General features: G+C 47.4%; 17 protein-coding genes and 1 riboswitch. Of the genes, 6 read left to right on the plus strand and 11 right to left on the minus strand.

What is annotated here, in order from left to right; all coding sequences use genetic code 11:
* Window positions 1-2 precede the first annotated feature (2 nt).
* The 7 genes from HCZ42_RS13805 to HCZ42_RS13835 all read right to left on the minus strand — a co-directional run bounded on the left by HCZ42_RS13805 (window position 3) and on the right by HCZ42_RS13835 (window position 7,657).
* Window positions 3-842 carry an ExeA family protein gene (locus tag HCZ42_RS13805; RefSeq protein WP_167421238.1) on the minus strand — a complete coding sequence of 280 codons (840 nt, stop codon included), beginning with the start codon at window positions 840-842 and terminating at the stop codon, window positions 3-5.
* 7 nt (window positions 843-849) lie between these two features.
* The gene (gene mshL, locus HCZ42_RS13810) at window positions 850-2,502 is read right to left on the minus strand and encodes a pilus (MSHA type) biogenesis protein MshL (RefSeq protein WP_167421239.1); all 1,653 of its coding nucleotides are present in this window, start codon (window positions 2,500-2,502) and stop codon (window positions 850-852) included.
* A 13-nt stretch (window positions 2,503-2,515) separates the two neighbouring features.
* A complete protein-coding gene (locus HCZ42_RS13815; protein ID WP_167421240.1) occupies window positions 2,516-2,839 on the minus strand; it encodes an MSHA biogenesis protein MshK in 324 nt (107 codons plus the stop codon).
* Complete coding sequence (gspM, locus tag HCZ42_RS13820) at window positions 2,832-3,479, minus strand: type II secretion system protein GspM (RefSeq protein WP_167421241.1); 648 nt, start codon at window positions 3,477-3,479, stop codon at window positions 2,832-2,834. The genes HCZ42_RS13815 and gspM overlap by 8 nt, the downstream gene beginning before the upstream one ends.
* Entirely contained in the window at window positions 3,479-4,924 is a 1,446-nt protein-coding gene (locus HCZ42_RS13825; protein ID WP_167421242.1) for an MSHA biogenesis protein MshI, read from the minus strand. The genes gspM and HCZ42_RS13825 overlap by 1 nt, the downstream gene beginning before the upstream one ends.
* A 7-nt stretch (window positions 4,925-4,931) precedes the next feature.
* Window positions 4,932-6,938, minus strand: coding sequence for an RNase E specificity factor CsrD (csrD, locus tag HCZ42_RS13830; RefSeq protein ID WP_167421243.1), 2,007 nt, complete (start codon window positions 6,936-6,938; stop codon window positions 4,932-4,934).
* Between the two features lie 173 nt (window positions 6,939-7,111).
* Window positions 7,112-7,657 (minus strand): single-stranded DNA-binding protein, encoded by a 546-nt coding sequence (locus HCZ42_RS13835; RefSeq protein WP_167421244.1) that lies wholly within the window; start codon window positions 7,655-7,657, stop codon window positions 7,112-7,114.
* A 278-nt stretch (window positions 7,658-7,935) separates the two neighbouring features.
* On the opposite strand from HCZ42_RS13835, the gene HCZ42_RS13840 reads away from it, so the two are divergent.
* From HCZ42_RS13840 to HCZ42_RS13855, 4 genes are all read left to right on the plus strand, one after another.
* Window positions 7,936-8,580 (plus strand): LuxR C-terminal-related transcriptional regulator, encoded by a 645-nt coding sequence (locus HCZ42_RS13840; protein ID WP_167421245.1) that lies wholly within the window; start codon window positions 7,936-7,938, stop codon window positions 8,578-8,580.
* 119 nt (window positions 8,581-8,699) lie between these two features.
* A complete protein-coding gene (galU, locus tag HCZ42_RS13845) occupies window positions 8,700-9,572 on the plus strand; it encodes a UTP--glucose-1-phosphate uridylyltransferase GalU (protein ID WP_053410629.1) in 873 nt (290 codons plus the stop codon).
* Window positions 9,573-9,707: 135 nt separating this feature from the next.
* A complete protein-coding gene (uvrA, locus tag HCZ42_RS13850) occupies window positions 9,708-12,530 on the plus strand; it encodes an excinuclease ABC subunit UvrA (protein WP_167421246.1) in 2,823 nt (940 codons plus the stop codon).
* A 67-nt stretch (window positions 12,531-12,597) separates the two neighbouring features.
* A complete protein-coding gene (locus tag HCZ42_RS13855) occupies window positions 12,598-14,367 on the plus strand; it encodes a PglL family O-oligosaccharyltransferase (RefSeq protein WP_167421247.1) in 1,770 nt (589 codons plus the stop codon).
* A 71-nt stretch (window positions 14,368-14,438) separates the two neighbouring features.
* Here HCZ42_RS13855 and HCZ42_RS13860 read toward each other — a convergent pair whose 3' ends face one another.
* On the minus strand, window positions 14,439-15,560 hold the full coding sequence (locus HCZ42_RS13860) for a pyridoxal-phosphate-dependent aminotransferase family protein (protein WP_167421248.1): 1,122 nt from the start codon (window positions 15,558-15,560) through the stop codon (window positions 14,439-14,441).
* Window positions 15,561-15,825: 265 nt separating this feature from the next.
* Window positions 15,826-16,003: riboswitch (Lysine riboswitch) on the plus strand.
* A gap of 163 nt (window positions 16,004-16,166) precedes the next feature.
* Here HCZ42_RS13860 and lysC point away from each other — a divergent pair.
* Window positions 16,167-17,519, plus strand: coding sequence for a lysine-sensitive aspartokinase 3 (lysC, locus tag HCZ42_RS13865; protein ID WP_167421249.1), 1,353 nt, complete (start codon window positions 16,167-16,169; stop codon window positions 17,517-17,519).
* A 76-nt stretch (window positions 17,520-17,595) separates the two neighbouring features.
* Here lysC and pmbA read toward each other — a convergent pair whose 3' ends face one another.
* Window positions 17,596-18,939 carry a metalloprotease PmbA gene (pmbA, locus tag HCZ42_RS13870; RefSeq protein WP_167421250.1) on the minus strand — a complete coding sequence of 448 codons (1,344 nt, stop codon included), beginning with the start codon at window positions 18,937-18,939 and terminating at the stop codon, window positions 17,596-17,598.
* Between the two features lie 110 nt (window positions 18,940-19,049).
* On the opposite strand from pmbA, the gene yjgA reads away from it, so the two are divergent.
* The gene (yjgA, locus tag HCZ42_RS13875) at window positions 19,050-19,577 is read left to right on the plus strand and encodes a ribosome biogenesis factor YjgA (RefSeq protein WP_167421251.1); all 528 of its coding nucleotides are present in this window, start codon (window positions 19,050-19,052) and stop codon (window positions 19,575-19,577) included.
* Between the two features lie 68 nt (window positions 19,578-19,645).
* Here yjgA and thiQ read toward each other — a convergent pair whose 3' ends face one another.
* Together thiQ and thiP are read right to left on the minus strand one after the other, a co-directional pair.
* The gene (thiQ, locus tag HCZ42_RS13880) at window positions 19,646-20,359 is read right to left on the minus strand and encodes a thiamine ABC transporter ATP-binding protein (protein ID WP_167421252.1); all 714 of its coding nucleotides are present in this window, start codon (window positions 20,357-20,359) and stop codon (window positions 19,646-19,648) included.
* Entirely contained in the window at window positions 20,343-21,947 is a 1,605-nt protein-coding gene (thiP, locus tag HCZ42_RS13885; protein ID WP_167421253.1) for a thiamine/thiamine pyrophosphate ABC transporter permease ThiP, read from the minus strand. Before thiP ends, thiQ begins: the two co-directional genes overlap by 17 nt.
* Between the last annotated feature and the right edge of the window lie 7 nt (window positions 21,948-21,954).

Here is a 21,954-nt window from a genome sequence, read left to right on the forward strand (position 1 = left end):
ATTTAATTCCATCCCCACAGCATGGGCGTTTTAAACTTTGGTTTACGACTGTCATAGGTGTCGTGCACGGCATCAAACAGAAACGTATTGGTTATCTGTTGACTGCCTTTGCTGTACGCGAGCACCATTGCCTTATGGCAGATTTGATTGATCAGTCTTGGTATCCCTTGGCTCGCCAGCCAAATTGATTTTTTTTGCGTTAGCGAAAACAGCGTTGCCTGACCACCCGCTTTCTCGAGTCGGTTGTCAATGTACGCCACCGCTTCATCCAAATTCAGTGGGCGTAAGCTAGCGCTAAAAGTAATGCGTTGACGAAGCTGACGCAGATGGTGTTGCTGCAATCGCTCGTCTAACTCTGGCTGCCCTATCAATACGATATGCAGCAGTTTGTTGTCTTCAGTTTCTATGTTACCGAATAAGCGCAACGCTTCGAGCGCGTCATCCGGCAGAGCTTGAGCTTCATCGACAAACACCACAACCTGTTTGCCTTCTTTCGCCAGCGCGATCAAACGCCTTTGGATCTGCTCGACCAAGCTACTGATTGGCTGGTCGACAATACCGAGTTCCGCGGCAATCGCGACTCTCAGTTCATCACCATTCAAAGCCGGATTGGGTAAATACACCAGTTGAACATGCGGCGGAAAATGTCTGACCATCATCCGGCAAACCATGGTTTTTCCGGTACCGACCTCGCCAGTCACTTTGATCAAGCCTTCACCGAGTTCCAACGCGGTGTTCACCGTTTGGATCGCCTCATAATGCGGCCCTAAACCGAGAAACAACTCAGTTTTCGGTGTCAAAGTAAAAGGCAGTTGTTCAAAGCCAAAATGTTCTAGGTACATCAGGCACCTACTCTTCTGGGAACCACTCTTGCAACAAGTCGCGCGAGCGCTCCAGCTCTTTCTGCCAAGTATTCACACCAACCACTGTTGGCTTCAACAGGATCACAAGTTCCGTCTTTTGTGTCATTTTGCTGGTGTTGCGGAATAAATGACCTAACGCTGGGATATCACCAAAGAATGGTACTTTCGATACTTGGTCAACGGTGTTCGACTTCATCAAACCACCGATCACCACAACGTCGCCGTCTTGGGCACGAATGACGGAATCCGACTCACGAATCGAGCTACGTGCAAGCGGTAAGCTGATCTTAGTATCGCCATAGCCGATCTCTTTGATCTGCTCGTCTACATCGATAACCGCAGGGTGAACGTGCAACAGTACATTGCCTTGATCGTCGATTTGTGGCGTCACATCGAGCGAAATGCCCGAGAAGAATGGCGTTAGCTCAACTTCTGGTGATGGCTCAGAGTTGTCACCGCTGCCCACTACGCTGGAAAGATCCGTCACGTAGTATTCGTCAGTACCGACTTTGATCACCGCTTTTTGGTTATTGGATGCAGTCACTCTTGGGCTAGACAGTACATTCAAATCCCCTTGAGTCGACATAAAATTCAGCACTGCATCGAAGCTGCCACTGGAAATCACCACATTCGATTGACCGCCCAACAGCGCACCAATCGAATCTAACCCAGGCAGCACTGACGTAATGATATTGCCGCTGGTATCTTTAACGATAGAGCCCTGACCAATGGTGTAGTTGGTGCCGTTAGAACTGAACGCTTTTGACCAGTTGATGCCTTGTTGGTAACCGTCGCTGAGGGTTACTTCCAGAATCTTCGCTTCTAGAATCACCTGACGTTGCATACGTTGCTGGGACACACCCAAGAACTCGCGCACTTCACGCAGTTCATCAGGATAGCCGCGTACCGTAATCACACTCGCTTGAGGAGTCACCACGACGCTTTGCCCTTTACCCTGCCCAATCAGTTTAGACACCGCCACTTCTAACTGAGGCCAGAAATCGCTTTCACTGATGGTTTCAATCTCAGTCCCACCTTTAGCGGTATTGGTTGAGCGTGAACGCGAAGACGAGTTTGAACTGGAGTTAGAATCCGAATCCGAGTTGGACGAGTCGGTGTCCGTGTTGGTAATCGTGCCCGTCGAGATCGACGTTAAAGAACGGCCTGAACGCTTGAATTGCAGGTAATCGACCGGAATCGTGACGGTACGAATCCCTGCAGGATAGACCTGAATAACGTTACCCGTTTTAGTGATATCGTAACCATAAATATCACGCACCACATTCAGTACTTCATCGAGCGTCACATCGGTCAGGTTGACCGTAATCGAACCTTCAACACCTGGGTGTACCGCCGCACTATATTGCGTACCCTGTACTAGGCTAGCAAAGAAAGCTTTTGCGCCCACACCATTGGCTTTGATTCTAAAACGTTTAACAGTACTGATAGACGCCACGGCCTCACTGTCTAGGTCAGGCATGAGGTCAGCTTCCACCGAAGCAGGTAACTGTGCAAGACTGCGGCTATTGGCTTCATTCACGGCCTCGTTCAAGGCATTTTTCGCCTCAACAGGGTCGCGGTGTCCCATCGAACAACCGACTAACGAAGCAATCATAATAGCTACTGCGAGTTTACGCATATAATCTCTAACCTTACTGTTTAATATCGAGAGAGAAGAGTTCTAACGTCCACTGCTTCCCCCCACGGGATAACACGACACTCTCTGGTTTAATGTTCTTAACGCGATAGCCTCGTACGCTTTCCCCAGCAACAACAACCTGATCACTTAGGGTTGCTTTACACGCTGATTCGCCGTTACACACAATACTCTGTAACTTTGGAGGACGAGGTTGAGCCGCTTTATTTTGCTTGCTCTGCTTAGCGTTTTGCCAACCCAATGGCGCGGTCGGGTCTTGAGAAGCTGAAACATACTGCGAGCTTGCTAACAGAGCCGCTATCAAGATAAATCTACCCACCGATAAACTCCTCTCTGCTGCCTAATGTATACACTTCCAACACCAAACGGGCGTTCGGGTATTTTTCCACTTGGTAATGAAAATTACGCCAGTAATACTTCACCGGTAACGCTTCTAAGTCTTCCAAGTAATTCACGATATCAAAGTAACTGCCGACCAGTTCGAGCCTGACTGGGTGGATGTAATAACCGGAGTATTGTGAATCGTCTGAGCTTGACACAATCGGTTCGGCTTTCTTTGACTCTAACGACACCAAACGCAACTTATTCGAGCCTGCCAAGACGCTTTCCAGTAACTTAGCCATCTCGCTTGGTGAGATTAAATTCTCGACAATATCGGCCAATTGCTGAGACAGCATTTGACTCTCTGCCACTAAGCTTTTGTATTTTTGATTAATTTCTTGGTCAGGGTCTTTATTCAGCTTAGCGGTCATCAGCAAAATGTCCGCTTCCAAACGCTGATTGTTAAGCTGAGTCGCATTTATTTGCTGAGTCAGACGCTTGCTTTCAAGGTAAGTGGGTTCCACCACCAAGGTGGATACGCCAAGTAGTAGAGCTACCGCACCACACAGTGAAATCAACCATTTCTCTCGTGGCGAAATCTGTTCAAACTTGTCACTCAAAGCTTGCCATTGTTTCATTACTTGGCTTCCTCTTTGGTTTTCAGTTCGAAGGTAATGATGTCATCGTCGTTGCGGCCAATTTTTAGCTTCTCGAATGTACGACCAACTAGGTTTAACTCGTTCTTAAATTGGCTAATCCAATTTGGAATCGACTGTGGTTCTTTCGCCAATCCTTTAAGATCTAAGCGATGTGTGTTAATCGAGATTGAGCTCAGCGAGATGTCATTTCTCCCCAGCTTGGCGAGTGAACGCATCACTCCCGAATACCCCAGTTGTGGTGCACTATCATGTTCGTTAATCGCGATGAGCGATTGTTGCTTCGCCTGAATTTCAGCTTCTAAACGTGCCACCGCCGCGACTTTAGCCGGACTTGGTTTGTGTTTCGCCACTCGTTGAGTTAGCGTTTCAGCCTGCTGTTTAAACTCCGCTTCTTGCGAGCGAAGTAACGTAAGTCGATCATTAAGCTGGGTATTTTGGTAAGTGAAAATGCCATACATCGCCATTAAAACTACGGCTATCGCTGTCCAAGCAAACATCACGTTTTTGAGCGAGAAGTACTCTTTCTTCGGCTTTAAGCTATCCAGATACAGATCAACCGTATCGTCGGCCATTTGAGACGCTAAGTGGGCCAGCAATACGCCCGACTCTTCACCAGTGTCACTTAACGGTGACACTTTGACGTTTAGACGTTCACTTAAAGCTTGAGCAACTTCGGCTTGATCTTCTTCATCACAACACACTTTCATGTGATGCAAAGGAGTCGACCTCAATTGCGCAGACAAATAGTCAATCGAGCGCTGCAATTCAAGCGCTAATCCGTCCAGTTGCAACGCGCTGCTGGCAACTCCAGTTAATGGTGAAGTGACGCCACGAATAGTTCTTTGGAAGGTACAATGTCCATCAACAAACGCACTGACCTTAAACTGACCTTGCTTGCTACGTTGCAGGAGTAAGAACCGGTTTAGCTCTCCGGCTGATGCCGCCCACACTTCGTCTTCCACCAGCACGCGTTCGAGCGTGATATTGAACTCGTTCAGTAACTCACGGAGTGAAACGACCAGTTTGCGTGGTGCGACAAATACTTGCAGCTTATTGGCCGAGGCCGATGGCATCGGCGTCGAATCAGCGACAATATCGCTGACTCGCTCAGAAATGAGGTCTTTGAGAAGAAACGGCAGTGCACTCACCAGTTCGTTTTCAGGCAAGGACGGTTTATCGATTTGGTATGTATGGTAGTGCTTCGCGTCCAGTACTAGTTCAACCGCAAGTGAACTGGCGTTCACGTTACTTAAGGTCGCTTTTAACGTCTCTTGCCAAGTTCTGCCATCAAACTTGACGGATGGCGGCAGATTAGTATCAGCACTAGACGAGAAGTACAACGCGTCTGGTTGAACCACTATAGTCAACAGAGCTTTGCGCTGATTGTTATGCTTAAATTTACCTATTAACGGCTTTATTTTCATTTAGTTATTAGTTCTTTCGCCAACGTTTTCTACGGCCAATCTGTACTTTCATCGGGCCAAATGACCCCGGTGTTTTAGATGGCTGAGGCAATATTTGCTGCTCTGGGTTTAAATAACGCCCTTGAAGCCCTTGAACACCGAGTTGTAGAACGGTTTCGTTCTCTTGTTTGTTATCGACACCAACCGCAATAACTTGCGTCGCAAGCCCTTCGCACGCCCCTAAAAGACTGCGAACAAATAATTGGTTTTCGTGTCGTTGGTCGATTTGTTTAATCAAACTACGGTGAAGCTTGAGATAGCTGATAGGCAGTTCTTTTAAATAATGAGTACTGACGATGGAACGTCCGGCTTGACCGACAGCAACTTTACATCCTAAGCCTGCAATCATTTTAGCAACTGGACGCATATAGTCTAAGTGTTTGACTAGTCTTGCTTCCGCAAACTCGAAAATCAGTCTGCGTTTCTGATCAGTTGATAATTGCAACAGCTCATCTCGGAACCACTTAAAATACTTCCTGTCAGCAAATGGGACCACATGAAGATTGATAGAATAGCATGATGAGTCTTCAGATTCTGTCAGATATCTTCGAATGTTCGTAAATACTGCCTTATCCAAGACCATCTCGTAACCGACTGATTCAACAGCTGAATTAAACCTAGAGGCTTTTATCACGCCCTTTTCTGGATCGTTTATACGGGCAAACAGTTCATAGTGATCAAGTTGAGTATCTTGGTCATCATCTAAGCGGTAACAAGGCTGCGAAAAAATGTGCAGTTTTTCCGGCTTGAGTACTTGGTCAAATAGGGTGCGCCAACGTACGCTACCGCGCTCCTCTTCGGTCGCAATATGTTTTTTGAAACGGCTCCAGGTATTGTTGCCTTGAAGTTGTGCGCTTTTAAGTGCGGTTTCTGCTTCGTCAATAATACGACCTTGTCGCTCGCCTTCTCGATACATGCTAACGCCAATATGTATCCAGTTTTCCTTATCCAACACCAAAGGTGGCGTAATTCGAGTCAACTGCTTAAGACACTGAGCAGCAATATGCGAGACTTCTTTGCTCGATAAATTCGGCGCAAAGATCGCGAAATCCGATTCGTAGTAACGAGAAAGAATCACATCGGGAAAACGCTGAATGACGTTGCTCAGAGCTTCACCGACTTCAACAATAAAGTCATTGGACTCACTCTTTCCGCATTCTTCTTTAAGCATCGTCCAATCGTCGATACGAATCAGCAACACGCCGCCATGCGAGCCGCTCTCTGAAAGCGCCGATTCCAGTTTGCTATCAAACAGCACACGATTGGCGGTACCGGTTAGTTGGTCAAGGAAGGTTTGCGTTCGGATAAAGGTGTCAAAGCGACTGCGCTCTTGTCGCGCATCCTGCAACTCTTCAATCAGTCGGTCTAGCGCTTCACTGGCGGTGTAAGGCCACTCTTGTTCACTGCCTTTGGCGTACTCTTCTACTCTTCCTGCAAGGATCATACGGCCACGTTCTTCGAGCAATTCAGAGCCGAGTAACTGTTGTTTGAGCCATTTCAACCCTTGCATCAAACAGAAAATGATCAGCATGATCGCCAAGGTGATCGACCACAGCGCCTGCATCGAATAACCATAACCGATGTAAGGTGGAACGGCTTTAAAACGAATCAGGTAACCGTCGTTACGCTCCAGTGTGTACTCCGTTTGGTACAGTAACGCAGGGTCGACTTTCGATGAGGTATCTTTGAAGCGATAGATAGTGCCGTAACTTGAGGCGAGTTCCATTTCAACGATATTGGAGGCTTGCAGCATCTTGGGCATCCAGTACTGCAAAGAATAAGCGGCGTCAGGGTCTTCCATTTCTTTATCCACCACAGTGACTATGCCTTGCAGTGAATGGTCAAGGTACTCTTGTCCCAAGCGCTTAAACGAGAGTGTGCCACCTAAAAACAGGATAAACATGGCGCTGATGACGATCACCGTAACAAAAGCGACCAGTCTGGTACTAAGTTTTAAGGTAGGGGTATACCTCATATATGTCGAGTTCCTTTTCGTACACAAAGACGTCTATTCGGATTCCAGTCCATAGATAAAGAATGCGCTACAACATCACTCAGCCAATTAATCGGTGCAATGGTGGAATAGTTTGTTGACGTAACTATATAAAAAAGCCGCGAAAATCGCGGCTTTTTTTCAGTAATGGAAGCTTAGAATGGGATATCGTCATCAAAATCCATTGGTGGCTCATTATACTGAGGCTGCGACTGCTGCGGTTGTGACTGCTGCTGTGGCTGAGAGTAAGACTGCTGAGCCGGTTGGCTTTGCTGCATCGCAGGCTGCTGAGGCTGACCCCAACCTTGTTGCTGCTGACCCATACCTTGACCAGGAGCACCGCCTTGAGCACGGCCACCAAGCATTTGCATCACACCGTTGAAGCCCTGAACAACCACTTCTGTCGTGAAACGGTCTTGACCGCTTTGGTCTTGCCACTTACGAGTCTGTAGCTGACCTTCGATGTAAACTTGTGAACCTTTGCGTAGGTATTCACCAGCGACCTCTGCCAACTTGCCAAACAAAGCAACACGGTGCCACTCTGTTTTCTCGCGTTGTTCGCCAGTCGCTTTATCACGCCACGTTTCAGACGTCGCGACTGTAATATTTGCTACAGCGCCACCACTCGGCATGTAACGTACTTCCGGATCTGAACCCAGATTACCGACCAAAATAACTTTGTTTACTCCACGGCTAGCCATGTTTCGCTCCGTCTAAAAGTTGTGTGTTTAATAAATAGCGCAATAGCATAACATGGTTTGCGCGTGGGACAAATCTTCTAACGACAATGTCCAACCTTCAATTTGATCAGCCGAGAATGCCACCAATTTTACGAGAAAAATCAAACATCATATCGTATGAGTAATAACTCAATTACCACCGGATATGAATCTCAACGCAAGGCGTCAACTCCAACTCGCACTCAAAGGTCGATTACGACAATCTAAACTGAGCGATGATTGAAACAGGGACGTCAAACATGAAGAGTAACTATACAAGAACCATCCATTTCTTATGCGAAGATAAATCTTTGCGTCACCCTTTGGTTGAACAGATCGAACGACAAATGGGGATAGAGATTCCTTATTTAGAACCTGCCGAACTCATGCTGGCGCTCCAACGCAACAAACATCGTATTTTAATGATAGACCACCACAACTACTCGCAATTACATAGCCAAGTCCGTAACCTCCCCCTTGCCAACAAAGTGTTTGAAACCATCATTATCAATGTTGCACGCCGACTGACGACCGACGAAATTCTAAGTTTTGGACATTTAAAAGGATTGTTCTATGAACAAGACACGATTGAAGATATTGCCAAAGGGTGTTGTGAAATCATCAATGGTGAAAACTGGTTACCGAGAAAAATCATGGCACAGTTGCTGTACCACTACCGCACCGTGGTAGAAAGCCAGTCGACGCCAGCCACGGTGAATCTCACCACAAGAGAAATTCATATTTTACGTAGTTTGATGACTGGCGCTTCCAATAGCCAAATCGCCGAAGAGCAGTTCATCAGCGAGTTCACGGTGAAATCACATTTGTACCAAATCTTCAAGAAGTTATGTGTAAAAAATCGAGTTCAAGCAACCGCTTGGGCGAAACAGCACTTATTGTCTTAAATTTATTACGCCCGTATAAATATTGAACTTTAGGTGGACAGATTCATTACGAATTCATCTAAAGCATGGTATGGTCGGCGCAGTAAAATTATGGATAAAAAATATAGGGCTTTTACAACATGATTAAGAAGTGTCTTTTCCCCGCAGCTGGCTACGGTACACGTTTCTTACCTGCTACCAAATCAATGCCAAAAGAGATGATGCCAGTGGTCAACAAACCATTGATCGAATACGGCGTTGAAGAAGCGATCCAAGCAGGCATGGACGGTATGTGTATTGTGACGGGTCGTGGCAAACACTCGATCATGGACCACTTCGACAAAAACTACGAACTGGAACACCAAATCAGCGGCACCAATAAAGAAGAACTGTTGGTGGATATTCGCGACATCATCGAAAGTGCTAACTTCACTTACATTCGTCAGCGCGAAATGAAAGGTCTGGGCCATGCGATCTTAACCGGCCGTGAGCTAGTCGGTGACGAACCGTTTGCGGTCGTGCTAGCAGACGACTTATGTGTCAATGAACAAGAAGGCGTTCTGGCACAAATGGTAGCGCTATTTAAGCAGTTCCGTTGTTCAATCGTTGCGGTACAAGAAGTCCCTGAAGACGAAACGCACAAGTACGGTGTGATCTCTGGCGAAATGATCAAAGACGATATCTTCCGCGTTGACGACATGGTAGAGAAACCAGAAAAAGGGACTGCGCCAAGCAACCTAGCGATCATCGGTCGCTACATCCTGACGCCTGATATCTTTGAGCTGATTGAAAACACCGAGCCGGGTAAAGGCGGTGAGATTCAAATCACTGACGCTCTCTTGAAGCAAGCTAAAGCAGGCTGCGTTCTTGCGTACAAGTTTAAAGGTAAACGCTTTGACTGCGGTAGCGTTGAGGGTTACATCGAAGCAACTAACTACTGCTTTGAAAACGTCTACCTAAAAGACAGCAAGACATCAGAACTGGGCAAGCAGGCAACCACCAAAGAAGTGTAATCTTCTGTCCCACCCGATTAGAAAAGGCCGCTCATAACGCGGCCTTTTTTTACTGTTTTTTTATCCAGTATTTGTTTGAACATTTCTCACACTATGTAATACTTAGCCCACTTGTTTTTACAGTGAGCGATAATAATGGATAAGATTGAAGTTCGCGGTGCCCGCACACATAACCTCAAAAACATTAACCTGACCATCCCTAGAGATAAGCTAATTGTTATCACCGGTTTATCGGGTTCTGGTAAGTCTTCTCTAGCATTTGATACTTTGTATGCGGAAGGTCAGCGCCGTTATGTTGAATCCTTATCGGCTTACGCTCGCCAGTTCTTATCTTTAATGGAAAAGCCAGACGTCGACCATATCGAAGGTCTGTCGCCCGCGATTTCTATCGAGCAAAAATCCACATCGCATAACCCACGCTCTACCGTCGGCACCATCACTGAAGTTTACGATTATTTGCGACTACTCTACGCTCGCGTCGGTGAACCACGTTGTCCTGAGCACAAAGTTCCTTTGGCAGCGCAAACCATTTCCCAGATGGTAGACAAAGTATTGGAAATGCCGGAAGGATCGAAAATGATGCTACTGGCTCCGATCGTGAAAGAGCGTAAAGGCGAGCACGTAAAAACACTCGAGAACTTAGCCGCACAGGGTTTCATTCGCGCGCGTATCGACGGCGAAACCTGTGACTTATCCGATCCACCGACCTTAGAACTGCATAAAAAACACACCATCGAAGTGGTGGTAGACCGATTCAAAGTGCGCAGTGATTTACAACAACGCCTAGCGGAATCGTTTGAAACCACGCTTGAATTGTCAGGCGGGATTGCGGTTGTCGCGCCAATGGACGGAGACGGCGACGAAGTTGTCTTTTCGGCAAACTTCGCTTGTCCACACTGTGGTTACAGCATGCAGGAATTAGAGCCTCGCCTATTCTCATTCAACAACCCTGCAGGCGCGTGTCATACCTGTGATGGTTTAGGTGTGCAGCAGTACTTCGACCCAGCGCGAGTGATCGTCGATGAATCATTAAGTTTGGCACAAGGCGCGATCCGAGGCTGGGATCAAAAGAACTATTACTACTTCCAAATGCTCACTTCATTGTCTGAGCATTACGGTTTCGACCTGCACGCACCGTTCAAGTCACTACCAAAGAAAATTCGCGATGTCATTCTGACCGGCTCAGGTCGTACCGAAGTTGAGTTTAAATACATCAATGACCGCGGTGATATTCGTGTTAAACGCCATCCGTTTGAAGGTATTCTCAACACCCTAGAAAGACGCTACCGCGATACCGAATCTAACTCGGTACGCGAGGAACTGGCGAAGTACATCTCAACCAAAACTTGTGGCAGCTGCGATGGCAGTCGCTTGCGCTTGGAAGCACGTAACGTATTTATCGGCGACACCACACTGCCGGAAATCGTCGAGTTAAGTATCGCAGACGCACTGGGCTTTTTCGCTTCACTTTCCCTTGAAGGACAACGCGCCCAGATCGCTGAAAAAGTGATGAAAGAGATCAACGACCGTTTGCAGTTTTTGGTCAACGTAGGTCTTAACTACCTCAATTTGTCGCGCAGTGCTGAGACCCTTTCTGGTGGTGAAGCGCAGCGTATTCGTCTTGCCAGCCAAATCGGTGCTGGTTTAGTAGGCGTAATGTACGTTCTCGATGAGCCGTCGATTGGCCTTCACCAACGTGACAACGAACGTTTGCTGAAAACGCTTACCCACCTGCGTGACTTAGGCAATACCGTCTTGGTGGTAGAGCACGACGAAGACGCGATTCGCATCGCAGACCACGTGATCGATATTGGTCCGGGCGCAGGGGTACACGGCGGTAGTGTTGTGGCTGAAGGGACGATGGAAGAAATCGTCGCCAATCCAGATTCGTTGACGGGGCAATACCTGAGCGGCAAGAAAGAAATTTCCGTACCGGTTGAACGTACACCAATGGACCCGAAAAAAGTGGTCGAATTGATTGGTGCGTCGGGCAACAACCTTAAAGATGTACACCTAAAACTGCCCGTTGGACTATTTAGCTGTATTACTGGCGTATCTGGTTCAGGCAAATCAACGCTGATCAACGATACGTTCTTTAAGATCGCCCATACTCAGCTTAACGGTGCGACCACGGCCACACCGTCGCCGTACAAAAAGATCAAAGGATTAGAGCACTTCGATAAAGTGATCGATATCGACCAAAGCCCGATTGGACGTACACCTCGCTCCAACCCAGCAACCTATACCGGAATTTTTACACCGATCCGTGAACTGTTTGCGGGTACCCAGGAATCTCGTTCACGTGGTTATAAACCAGGTCGTTTCAGCTTTAACGTGCGTGGTGGTCGCTGTGAAGCGTGTCAGGGTGACGGGGTGATCAAAGTCGAGATGCACTTCTTACCAGATGTGTATGTTCCTTGTGATGTGTGTAAAGGTAAGCGCTACAACCGCGAGACCTTAGAAGTCCGTTATAAAGGTAAAACCATTGATGAAGTACTGGAAATGACGGTTGAAGACGCACGTCAGTTCTTTGATCCTGTTCCGGTAATCGCGCGAAAACTGCAAACCTTAATGGATGTGGGGTTGTCTTATATTCGTCTCGGCCAAGCAGCAACGACGCTTTCAGGTGGTGAAGCACAGCGGGTGAAACTGGCTCGTGAACTGTCGAAACGCGATACCGGTAAAACGCTGTACATCTTAGATGAACCAACCACGGGACTGCACTTCCACGATATCCAACAACTACTGACGGTACTGCACCGATTACGCGACCACGGTAATACCGTTGTGGTGATCGAACACAACCTTGATGTGATTAAAACCGCGGACTGGATTGTCGATTTGGGACCGGAAGGCGGTCAAGGCGGAGGTGAGATCATCGCGGAGGGTACACCAGAAGATGTGTCATTGGTCGAAGGTTCGCATACCGCCCGTTTCCTTAAGCCTATGTTAAAATAGCAAATAGTTGTAAAGTATCCAGACCAGTGCGATTTCCCACTGGTCTGTTTTTTAGGATTGTTGAACTATGGCTACCACGCATGTTGCAGGCACCAGACTCGCACTTCAGGCTCCCAAACTGCCCTTAATCAAACCCTTTTTGATTTCATTGGGCGCAGTATTTGTCCTTGCGATGCATTTCTTTATGCCAAACCCGGGCGGCTCTGGACTGGCGCTATCGTTCAACCCAACGACTTGGCTAGTAGTAAGCATTTCCGTTGCTATTGGTTTGTATCAGATCGGCACTCACGGCCAACTACGCTACAACAAACTGACGATCGGCTTTTTCCTCAGTTGTATTATCATCACCATACCGGTGCTTTATCCTAAATCCGATATCACGCTCACTTTAGGAAAGCTCGTAGGTTTGTGGGCGGGTTATTTCTTGTTTGTCGTTTTGCAACAATTCAGATTCAGCAATAAACAGAAGCAACGCCTACTTTGGTTTATCGTTATCGCGGTATTTATCGAAGCCGTGATTGGTTGGTTGCAATACCTGTGGCTCGAACCAGGCAACCCATTTGGCTACGACACCATTAAGAACAGACCTTACGGCATCTTCCAACAACCCAACGTCATGGCAAGTTTCTTAGCTACTGGGCTGGCGATCTCGGGTTACTTGTTGACTCGTCAACCGATCAAATACGACTCTAAGATCAGCGACGTTGCGTTGTTGTACCTCGTGCCATTAGCCACTGTGCCACTGTTGGTCGTGTTAGCATCACGCACGGGTTGGCTCAGTGCAGTATTAGTAGTTACATTTACGCTGCCTTATTTGTTCCGCTTTGCCAGCAAAAAGCGTTTTTGGGGCTGGTTAGCGTCCGTATTGATCGGCTTGGCGCTCGGCTTCGCTCCTTTACTTACTAACAATTCCGCAAACACATTGGCCGAGCAGAAAGTGCACCTTGATAGCCCAAGGCAGTATACCTTCCCACAAGCACTCGATATGTTGATCGAGAAGCCTTTTACCGGTTACGGCTATGGCAAGTTTGAGCCTGAATACATTGTCTATACTGCGCGACAACATCAGCTTAATCCGAATTATCAACCGGGCTTAGCGTCGATGGACCACCCACATAATGAGTTGCTTTATTGGGGGGTAGAAGGTGGCTTGCTACCGTTACTTGGTATTCTTATCGCGGCAATATTGGTTTTATATCGCATCTATCAAACTAAGAAAGGGACGCGTCTTGCGCTGTTTGCGTTATTCATCCCTATCGTGCTGCACTCTCAGTTGGAATACCCATTCTACCATTCGGCGATTCACTGGATTACATTTATTGTGCTGCTTTATTGGGTCGACCAACGCGCTAACCGCAATAAATCATTCGAGATTAGTTTTATTTCTCAAACCGCTTTGCGGGTGCTGAGTTTAGTTATCCCAATTTTAACCAGCTTTTACATGCTCAGTACGCTACACACCAACTACGTACTGACACAGTTTGAGCGCTCGAATCCAAAAAATCCTGAGTTGCTCGATCAGGTCAGTAATCCTGTAGTTTGGCAAGACCGCTACAATTGGGATATCTACAGCACTTTCCTTAATATTGGTCTCTATAGTCAGGATGAACAATACATTCAGCCCTACATTGACTGGTCGCTAGAAATCATCAAGGACAAGCCTCGCCCAGCCTTTTACAGCAACCTGATCTTGGCGTACCAAGGACTTGGTGAAACAGAGAAAGCAGAGCAAATCCGCAGCGAAGCACAGTTCTTGTTCCCGAAACAAGACTTCACCCAAGTACAATACATCCCACCAACAACCGATGCGTTGAAAGCGGAAAACGAAAAGCAGTAGTTTTTTCCGCTTTAGCACTTAAACAAAAAGGCGACTCCATGAGTCGCCTTTTTCGTTGTTTTACTGAACAATTATTGTGTCAGAGACTCTTCGAGCGCACGTAAGCACAGCGCTACATTTTCCGGACGCGCCGCGTAGCCCATCAAACCAATACGCCAAGCTTTACCAGCCAAGGCACCTAAACCAGCTCCGATTTCTAAGTTGTAGGTATTCAACAAGTGGTTACGTACCTTAGCTTCATCGATACCTTCGGGAACATAAATCGCGTTCAACTGTGGTAAACGAGACTCCTCATCTACGACAAACTTAAAGCCTAGTTTATCCAAACCCGCTTTCAGTTTATTGTGCATTTCACGATGACGTTGCCACGCATTTTCCAAGCCTTCGTTTTTCAGGATCAGTAACGCTTCATGCAAAGCATACAGGCTATTCACTGGTGCAGTATGGTGGTAACTACGCTTACCTTCGCCGCTCCAGTAGCCTAATACTAAACTTTGGTCTAAGAACCAACTTTGCACTGGTGTGCTGCGTGACTGAATTTTTTCAATCGCCGCTGGAGATAGAGTTACAGGTGATAGGCCTGGCACGCAAGAGAGACATTTCTGGCTACCAGAGTACACTGCATCAAGTTGCCATTCGTCGACTTTAAGCGGAACGCCACCAAGAGATGTCACTGCATCGACAATCGTCAATACACCGTGTTGTTTTGCCAGTTTTCCTAGCGCTTCTGCGTCACTGCACGCACCGGTTGAGGTCTCAGCGTGAACAAACGCCAAGATCTTCGCATCTGGGTTTTCTTTAAGTGCTTGATCTACCTTATCGACAGAGACAGGTTTACCCCATTCATCGTCAACTAAAACAGCAACGCCACCAGCACGCACTACGTTTTCACGCATACGTTCGCCAAATACACCGTTACGGCAGACGATAACTTTTTCGCCCGGCTCAATCAGGTTAACAAAACAGGTTTCCATACCCGCACTCCCCGGTGCAGATACCGCAATAGTAAACTCGTTTTCGGTTTGGAACGCATACTTCAGCAGTTGCTTCAACTCATCCATCATCTGGATAAACAACGGGTCTAGGTGACCGACAGTTGGGCGACTTAAAGCTTGTAGAACTTGAGGGGAAATATCCGAAGGTCCAGGCCCCATAAGAGTACGATGAGGGGGGATGAAACTTTGAATCGTCATTGGCTTCTCCTTGAAATGTAGGCTGTCTTTCTTGTAGTTATATCGATTTCATATCCCACCTTAATCGAAATATCCAAAAGCAGCAATTATTCCTAGGTATAGGGCGAGAACTGGGTGTCACCAGTTTGTTATTTAAAAATGTAATTCAGTTACAAATTATCGTTGACAAGCGAAGTATAAAAACGTTCAATGCAAGCAGGTGGTGAATTTTTATGCCACCGAGACCAGCTTAACGGGATAGATATCCAGAGTTGGTTGCAATGCTTTTTGCAGAAGAGGAGCACTACCCAGGTAGGTAAATTGTGGAGCCGCAACTCCGAGACAGTTTGCTAAGGGGGAGTAGTGCCGAGGTAGGTCAAGATTGTGGTTTTGATCTGTCGGTTGACTTGGGTTGAGTCCCATCAACTGTCATCAGCGCTGACTGATGATGAGCTTCTGAGGTATACCTTACAAATATAAACCTCGCTATACGCTCATTTTCTCTTCAAATACAGATTTGTATTACCGCAAAACATCGGATGTTGGATTCAGCCAATTACTAAATATCTTCATATTTGAATTGGTATTCCTAACTAGTCATTTTCAGGAAGTCGTGGGAGAAATGCCGTGAGCAATTTTAATGTTGCTAAATTTGGTGGAACGAGTGTCGCTAACTTTGAAGCAATGAGCCGCTGTGCAGCGATCATTGAATCAAATCCAAACACAAAACTTGTCGTAAGCAGCGCGTGTTCAGGTGTCACCAACCTATTAGTCGAGTTGGCTAATGGCGTTCAGGATCAAGAACATCGCAGTGAAATTTTAAAACAACTCGCCGAGATCCATGACTCGATTTTAAATCAGCTCAACGATCCAACTCAGACCGCGAGTGATGTCTACAGTATTATCGATACCGTCACTAGCTTAGCGGAAGCAGCGTCCATTCAAGCGAGTAACAAACTGACCGACCACCTTGTGGCTTGTGGTGAGTTAATGTCGACTTTCATCCTCACTCAATTGATGAAAGAGCGCGGCATCAATGCGGTTCGTTTTGATATCCGCGATGTACTGCGTACCGACAACAATTTTGGTAAAGGCGAGCCTGAAGTAGAAACCATCGCGCAACTGGCGCAGCAATCGCTTGTACCTTTGTGTCACGAACACGTTGTGGTGACTCAAGGCTTTATTGGCTCAGACGAAGAAGGCAATACCACCACTCTTGGTCGAGGCGGCAGTGACTACAGCGCAGCACTCATCGCGGAAGCGGTAAAAGCGGCAGGCTTAGAGATCTGGACTGACGTACCAGGTATCTACACCACAGACCCACGTATCGCAGCGAAAGCATCGCCTATTCCAGAGATCAGCTTCAGTGAAGCATCAGAAATGGCGAACTTCGGCGCGAAAATTCTCCACCCTTCAACGCTGGTCCCGGCACTACGCCACGATATTCCCGTATTTGTCGGCTCATCGAAAGAGCCAGAGAAAGGCGGTACATGGATACGCCATAAAGTTGAAAGTTCACCACTGTTCCGCGCGTTAGCGCTACGTTGCAACCAAACCATGGTGACTCTACGCAGTGCAAAAATGTTCCACGCTTACGGCTTCTTGGCCAAAGTGTTTGAGATCTTGGCGAAACACAAAGTCTCAGTCGATTTGATCACCACGTCGGAAATCAGCGTCTCGTTAACCTTGGACCAAACTGATACCTCGGGCGGCGCACCGCAACTCCCAGAAGCCGCTCGTCTTGAGTTAGAAGAGTTATGTACGGTAGAAGTTGAGCATAACTTGTGTCTGGTGGCGCTAATCGGTAACAACATGAGTGAGAGCAAAGGTTACGCTAAGCAAGTGTTCGGCACGTTGGAAGACTTTAACCTGCGAATGATCTGTTACGGCGCGAGCCCACACAACTTGTGTTTCCTAGTGCATGAGTCGGTATCGAAACTGGCAATTCAGAAACTGCATACCGAGCTGTTTGAAGGCTAATTTCGGCCTCAAAACAAAAAAGGTTGGCGCTTAGCCAACCTTTTCTTTTAATGATACTTAACCAGCACTGTGAATGTTATTCACCCGCCACTTTCATCGATTCCATTAGAATAGAGCCCGTCTGAATTTGTGAGCGAGTTTCTACGTCGTTGCCAACCGCGACGATCTGCTTAAACATCTCTTTGAGATTACTGGCGATGGTGATTTCAGACACTGGGAACTGGATTTGACCGTTTTCAACCCAGAAGCCCGCCGCGCCGCGAGAGTAATCACCCGTCACGATATTCACGCCTTGGCCCATCACTTCCGTTACTAGAAGACCGGTGCCAAGTTCTTTCAGCATCTGCTCAAAGTCTTGTCCTGTCGATTGAATATACCAGTTGTGGATACCACCCGCGTGACCTGTAGGAGTCATGTCCATTTTACGCGCTGCGTAACTGGTTAACAGATAGGTCGCCAATACGCCGTCAGTAATGATTTCGCGGTCTTGGGTAAATACGCCTTCACTATCAAACGGACTTGATGCCAAACCACGCAACACGTGTGGACGCTCAGAGATATTAAACCACTGTGGCAGGACTTGCTCACCGAGCTGGTCGAGCAAAAATGACGATTTACGGTAAAGGTTACCGCCACTGATCGCCATCACAAGGTGGCCAATCAGGCCCGTTGCCACATCAGCAGCAAACATCACTGGATATTTGCCCGTACTCAGTTTTCGCGCATCAAGGCGGCTGACCGTTTTTTCTGCCGCTTTTAAGCCTACCGTTTCAGGTGTCCACAAATCATCTTTATGGCGTGCAACGGTATAGCTGTAGTCGCGTTCCATTTCGCCGTTAGCCCCTTGACCAATCACGCAACAACTGGTGCTGTGTCGGCTCGACGCATAACTGGCTAATAGGCCGTGGCTGTTACCGTAAACTTTTACGCCATAATGGCTATCGTAACTGGCTCCATCGCTCTGTTTGATCTTATCGCTGAAAGAGAGGGCTTTCTGCTCAGCAGCAATGGCAATCTGTGCAGCATAGTCGGGATCTGGCGTGTCTGGATGGAAAAGGTCCAAATCAGGAATCTCTTTAACCATCAGCTCTTTAGGCGCAGGACCTGCAAACGGGTCTTCTGAGGTGTACTGGGCGATATCCAATGCCGCTAATACGGTTTGTTGAATTGCTTTCTCACTCAAGTCAGACGTAGACGCGCTGCCTTTACGCTGACCACGGTATACAGTAATACCCAACGCACCATCGCTGTTAAACTCCACGTTTTCGACTTCGCACATGCGAGTTGAAACACTCAGTCCGGTGGTTTTCGAAATCGCGACTTCTGCACCATCGGATTTCTCTGCGGCCATTTCAAGCGCTTTGGCTACGGCGGCTTCTAACTCAACACGTTGTTGAGCAACTTGCTGTCTTACGTCCATATCTAACTTGTTCTATGAGGTCTATGTTCTCTAGGATAACAAGAATTTCGCTTTCTCCCCACGATTCTTGTTAAAATAGAGAAATAGATTGTTCAAATTAAGGCAGAGAAATGGCACGCAAAAACCAAAAAGCGCCATGGGAACCAGAAGAAGAGATCATCTGGGTAAGTAAATCCGAGATGAAACGCGACATGGAAGAGCTACAAAAGCTAGGCGAAGAGTTAGTAAACCTAAAACCTTCGGTACTGGAAAAGTTTCCATTGAGCGAAGAACTTGCAGACGCAATCAAAGATGCGCAGCGTTTTAAAAACGAAGCCCGTCGTCGTCAGTTGCAGTTCATCGGTAAACTAATGCGTCATGAAGATCCAGAGCCAATCCAAGCAGCACTGGATAAAGTACGTAATAAACACTCACAGAACACTGCCGTGCTACACAAACTGGAACAACTGCGCGACCGTGTAGTTGAAGAAGGCGACGCAGCAATCGCAGACGTAATGGAGCTTTATCCGGCAGCAGACCGTCAACGACTGCGTCAGCTTGCACGTCAGGCAGCAAAAGAGAAGTCGTCTGGTAAACCAGCGAAAGCGTACCGTGAAATTTTCCAGATACTCAAAGAGTTGAACGACGAAGAATACTAGTTTTCTCGATCGCTAAAACGAAAAAGGCTGGTATCTCTACCAGCCTTTTGTTTATCAACAAATTAATCCTAAACCGAAAATTCACCCGCACGGACAAATTCACTCAGTGCAGGATTTGGATGGTTAACCGTCAACTGCTCAATACGACCCGCGACTTCCACTCGACCACCTGCAACAAAGATAAAATTTGAAGCAATCGCTTTTGCATCACTGATATGGTGAGTCACCATCACTACGGTAATATTACGCTCTTTGGCGAGTTGCTTGACCAGAGACAGCATCTCTTCACGCAATATTGGGTCAAGTGCCGAGAACGGCTCATCCAATAACCATACCGGATGCGACTGGACAAAACACCTTGCCAACGCGACACGCTGACGCTGTCCGCCAGACAAGTGTTCGGGCAAACGGTCAAGATACTCGCTAACACCTACCTGCTTTGCTGCATCTTCAACTTGTCGTTGCTGCTCACGACTTAGCTTCAATCCGGGTTCCAATCCCAAACCGATGTTTTCTCGCACCGTAAGATGGGCAAATAAGTTGTGCTCCTGAAACAACATCGCAAACGGACGTTGATAAGGCTCTTTACCCACTACTTCGATGCCATTCGCCGAAATACTGCCTTTTTCAGGTTCGATAAACCCAGCCACCAACGCCAATAAAGTCGACTTACCCGCTCCACTTGGGCCCATTAGCGCGACAATTTCACCCTGCGCCACGTGAGCATCAAAGTGAAACAGGTCATTATGGTAGTAGTAATGCACATCACTTAGCGTCAGCATAAGTCACCTTTGAATTCACTTTAAATAGAGTTTCGATCAGCGTAAAACATGCCACGCTAAGCGCCAATAGAGTTACCGACACCACTGCTGCGGCTTCCATTTGATAACTGCCCAGCAGTTGGAACAAATACAGCGGTAATGTTCTGAACTCTTGACTACCAAACAAGGCAATCGCGCTTAAGTCACCGATAGCAAACATAAAACTGATCGCGAATGCGTGCGCCATTGGCTTTTTCAACGCGCGCCATTCCACCACCCGAAAACGCTGCCAACCTCTGATTCCTAAGCTGGCACAAACATATTGGTACTGCTGCTCGATATGCAGCATCGGCTGGGAAAGGGTTTTGATCACGTACGGCAACCCCATCAGACCATTCACCGCGATCACGACGAAAAACGCTAGGCTGAACACATCGGTCATACTTCTTAGCAACAAAAACAACCCAGTAGAAACAACCAACCCCGGAGTCACGAGGATGATAGTGCCGATCAATTCAATTTGGTCAGCGCGCTTTTCCCGATAGGTTAATCGGAGTCTACGGCTGGTGACTAAGATTGCGATACCCGCCAACAAAGCAAACAAACTCGCCAGCGTGGCAACTTTCAGTGACGCCCACAACGCCGACCAAAATTTGCCGTCACTGAACACGTCAAACGCTTGGCTATTAATGCCGCTGAGTATAACCATGAGCAGCGGAGGCAGGACTAATAACGCACTGAACGCAATCCAGCCCCAATCCCAAAGCCTTGAAACCGAGCTATCTTTGACCAGATAGGAGTGGTGCGACATGCTGCCTACACCTACCGAAATCGGTTTGGCTAAGCGTTGAATTGCCAAGGCCATCAAACCGCACAATAACATTTGCCAAATCGCCAGTAAGGCACCTGCTTGCAAATCAAAATCAAACTTTATCGCTTGATAAATAGCCAGCTCAATCGTGGTCGATTTTGGCCCGCCACCCAGCGCCATCACGGTGGCAAAACTAGTGAAGCAGAGCATGAACACCAAACCACACACATGGGCAAGTTGCTGCTTGAGCCTCGGCCACTCAACCCATTTGAATTTCTGCCAGTGCCCCATCCCTAAATGGGCGCAAAGCTTATGTTGCTCTTGTGGAATTGCTTCTAGCGACTGGTAAAGCAGACGTGCGGCGTAAGGCAAGTTGAAGAACACGTGTGCCAGTAAGATGCCGTTTAATCCGTAGATCGAAAACGGCAGTTCACCGCCAAACTGCTTTGCTAGTGAAGAGAGTAAGCCGCTGTTGCCGTAAATCGCCAACAAACCAAACACACCAACCAAAACCGGTAGCACCAAAGTGGTCGCGAACAGTTTCAGTAGCAAACGTTTACCGGGAAATTCACGACGAGAGAGCGCATGGGCAACCGGGATCGCTAAACCCACACTCAGCAACGTCGAGAGAAACGACTGATAGAAACTGAACTTAGTGACATGACGATAATAAGGGTCTTGCCAGACCTGCATGATGTTCAGAGATGGCGCTTCGAGCAGCAAAGCGCCTAAGGCTGAAACAACAAAGGTCGCGATAATCATCGCGACCCATAAGCCTATTTTAGGAGTACTACGCAAGGTTAAC

It is taken from the genome of Vibrio hepatarius (assembly GCF_011806575.1).
Lineage (GTDB): Bacteria > Pseudomonadota > Gammaproteobacteria > Enterobacterales > Vibrionaceae > Vibrio > Vibrio hepatarius_A.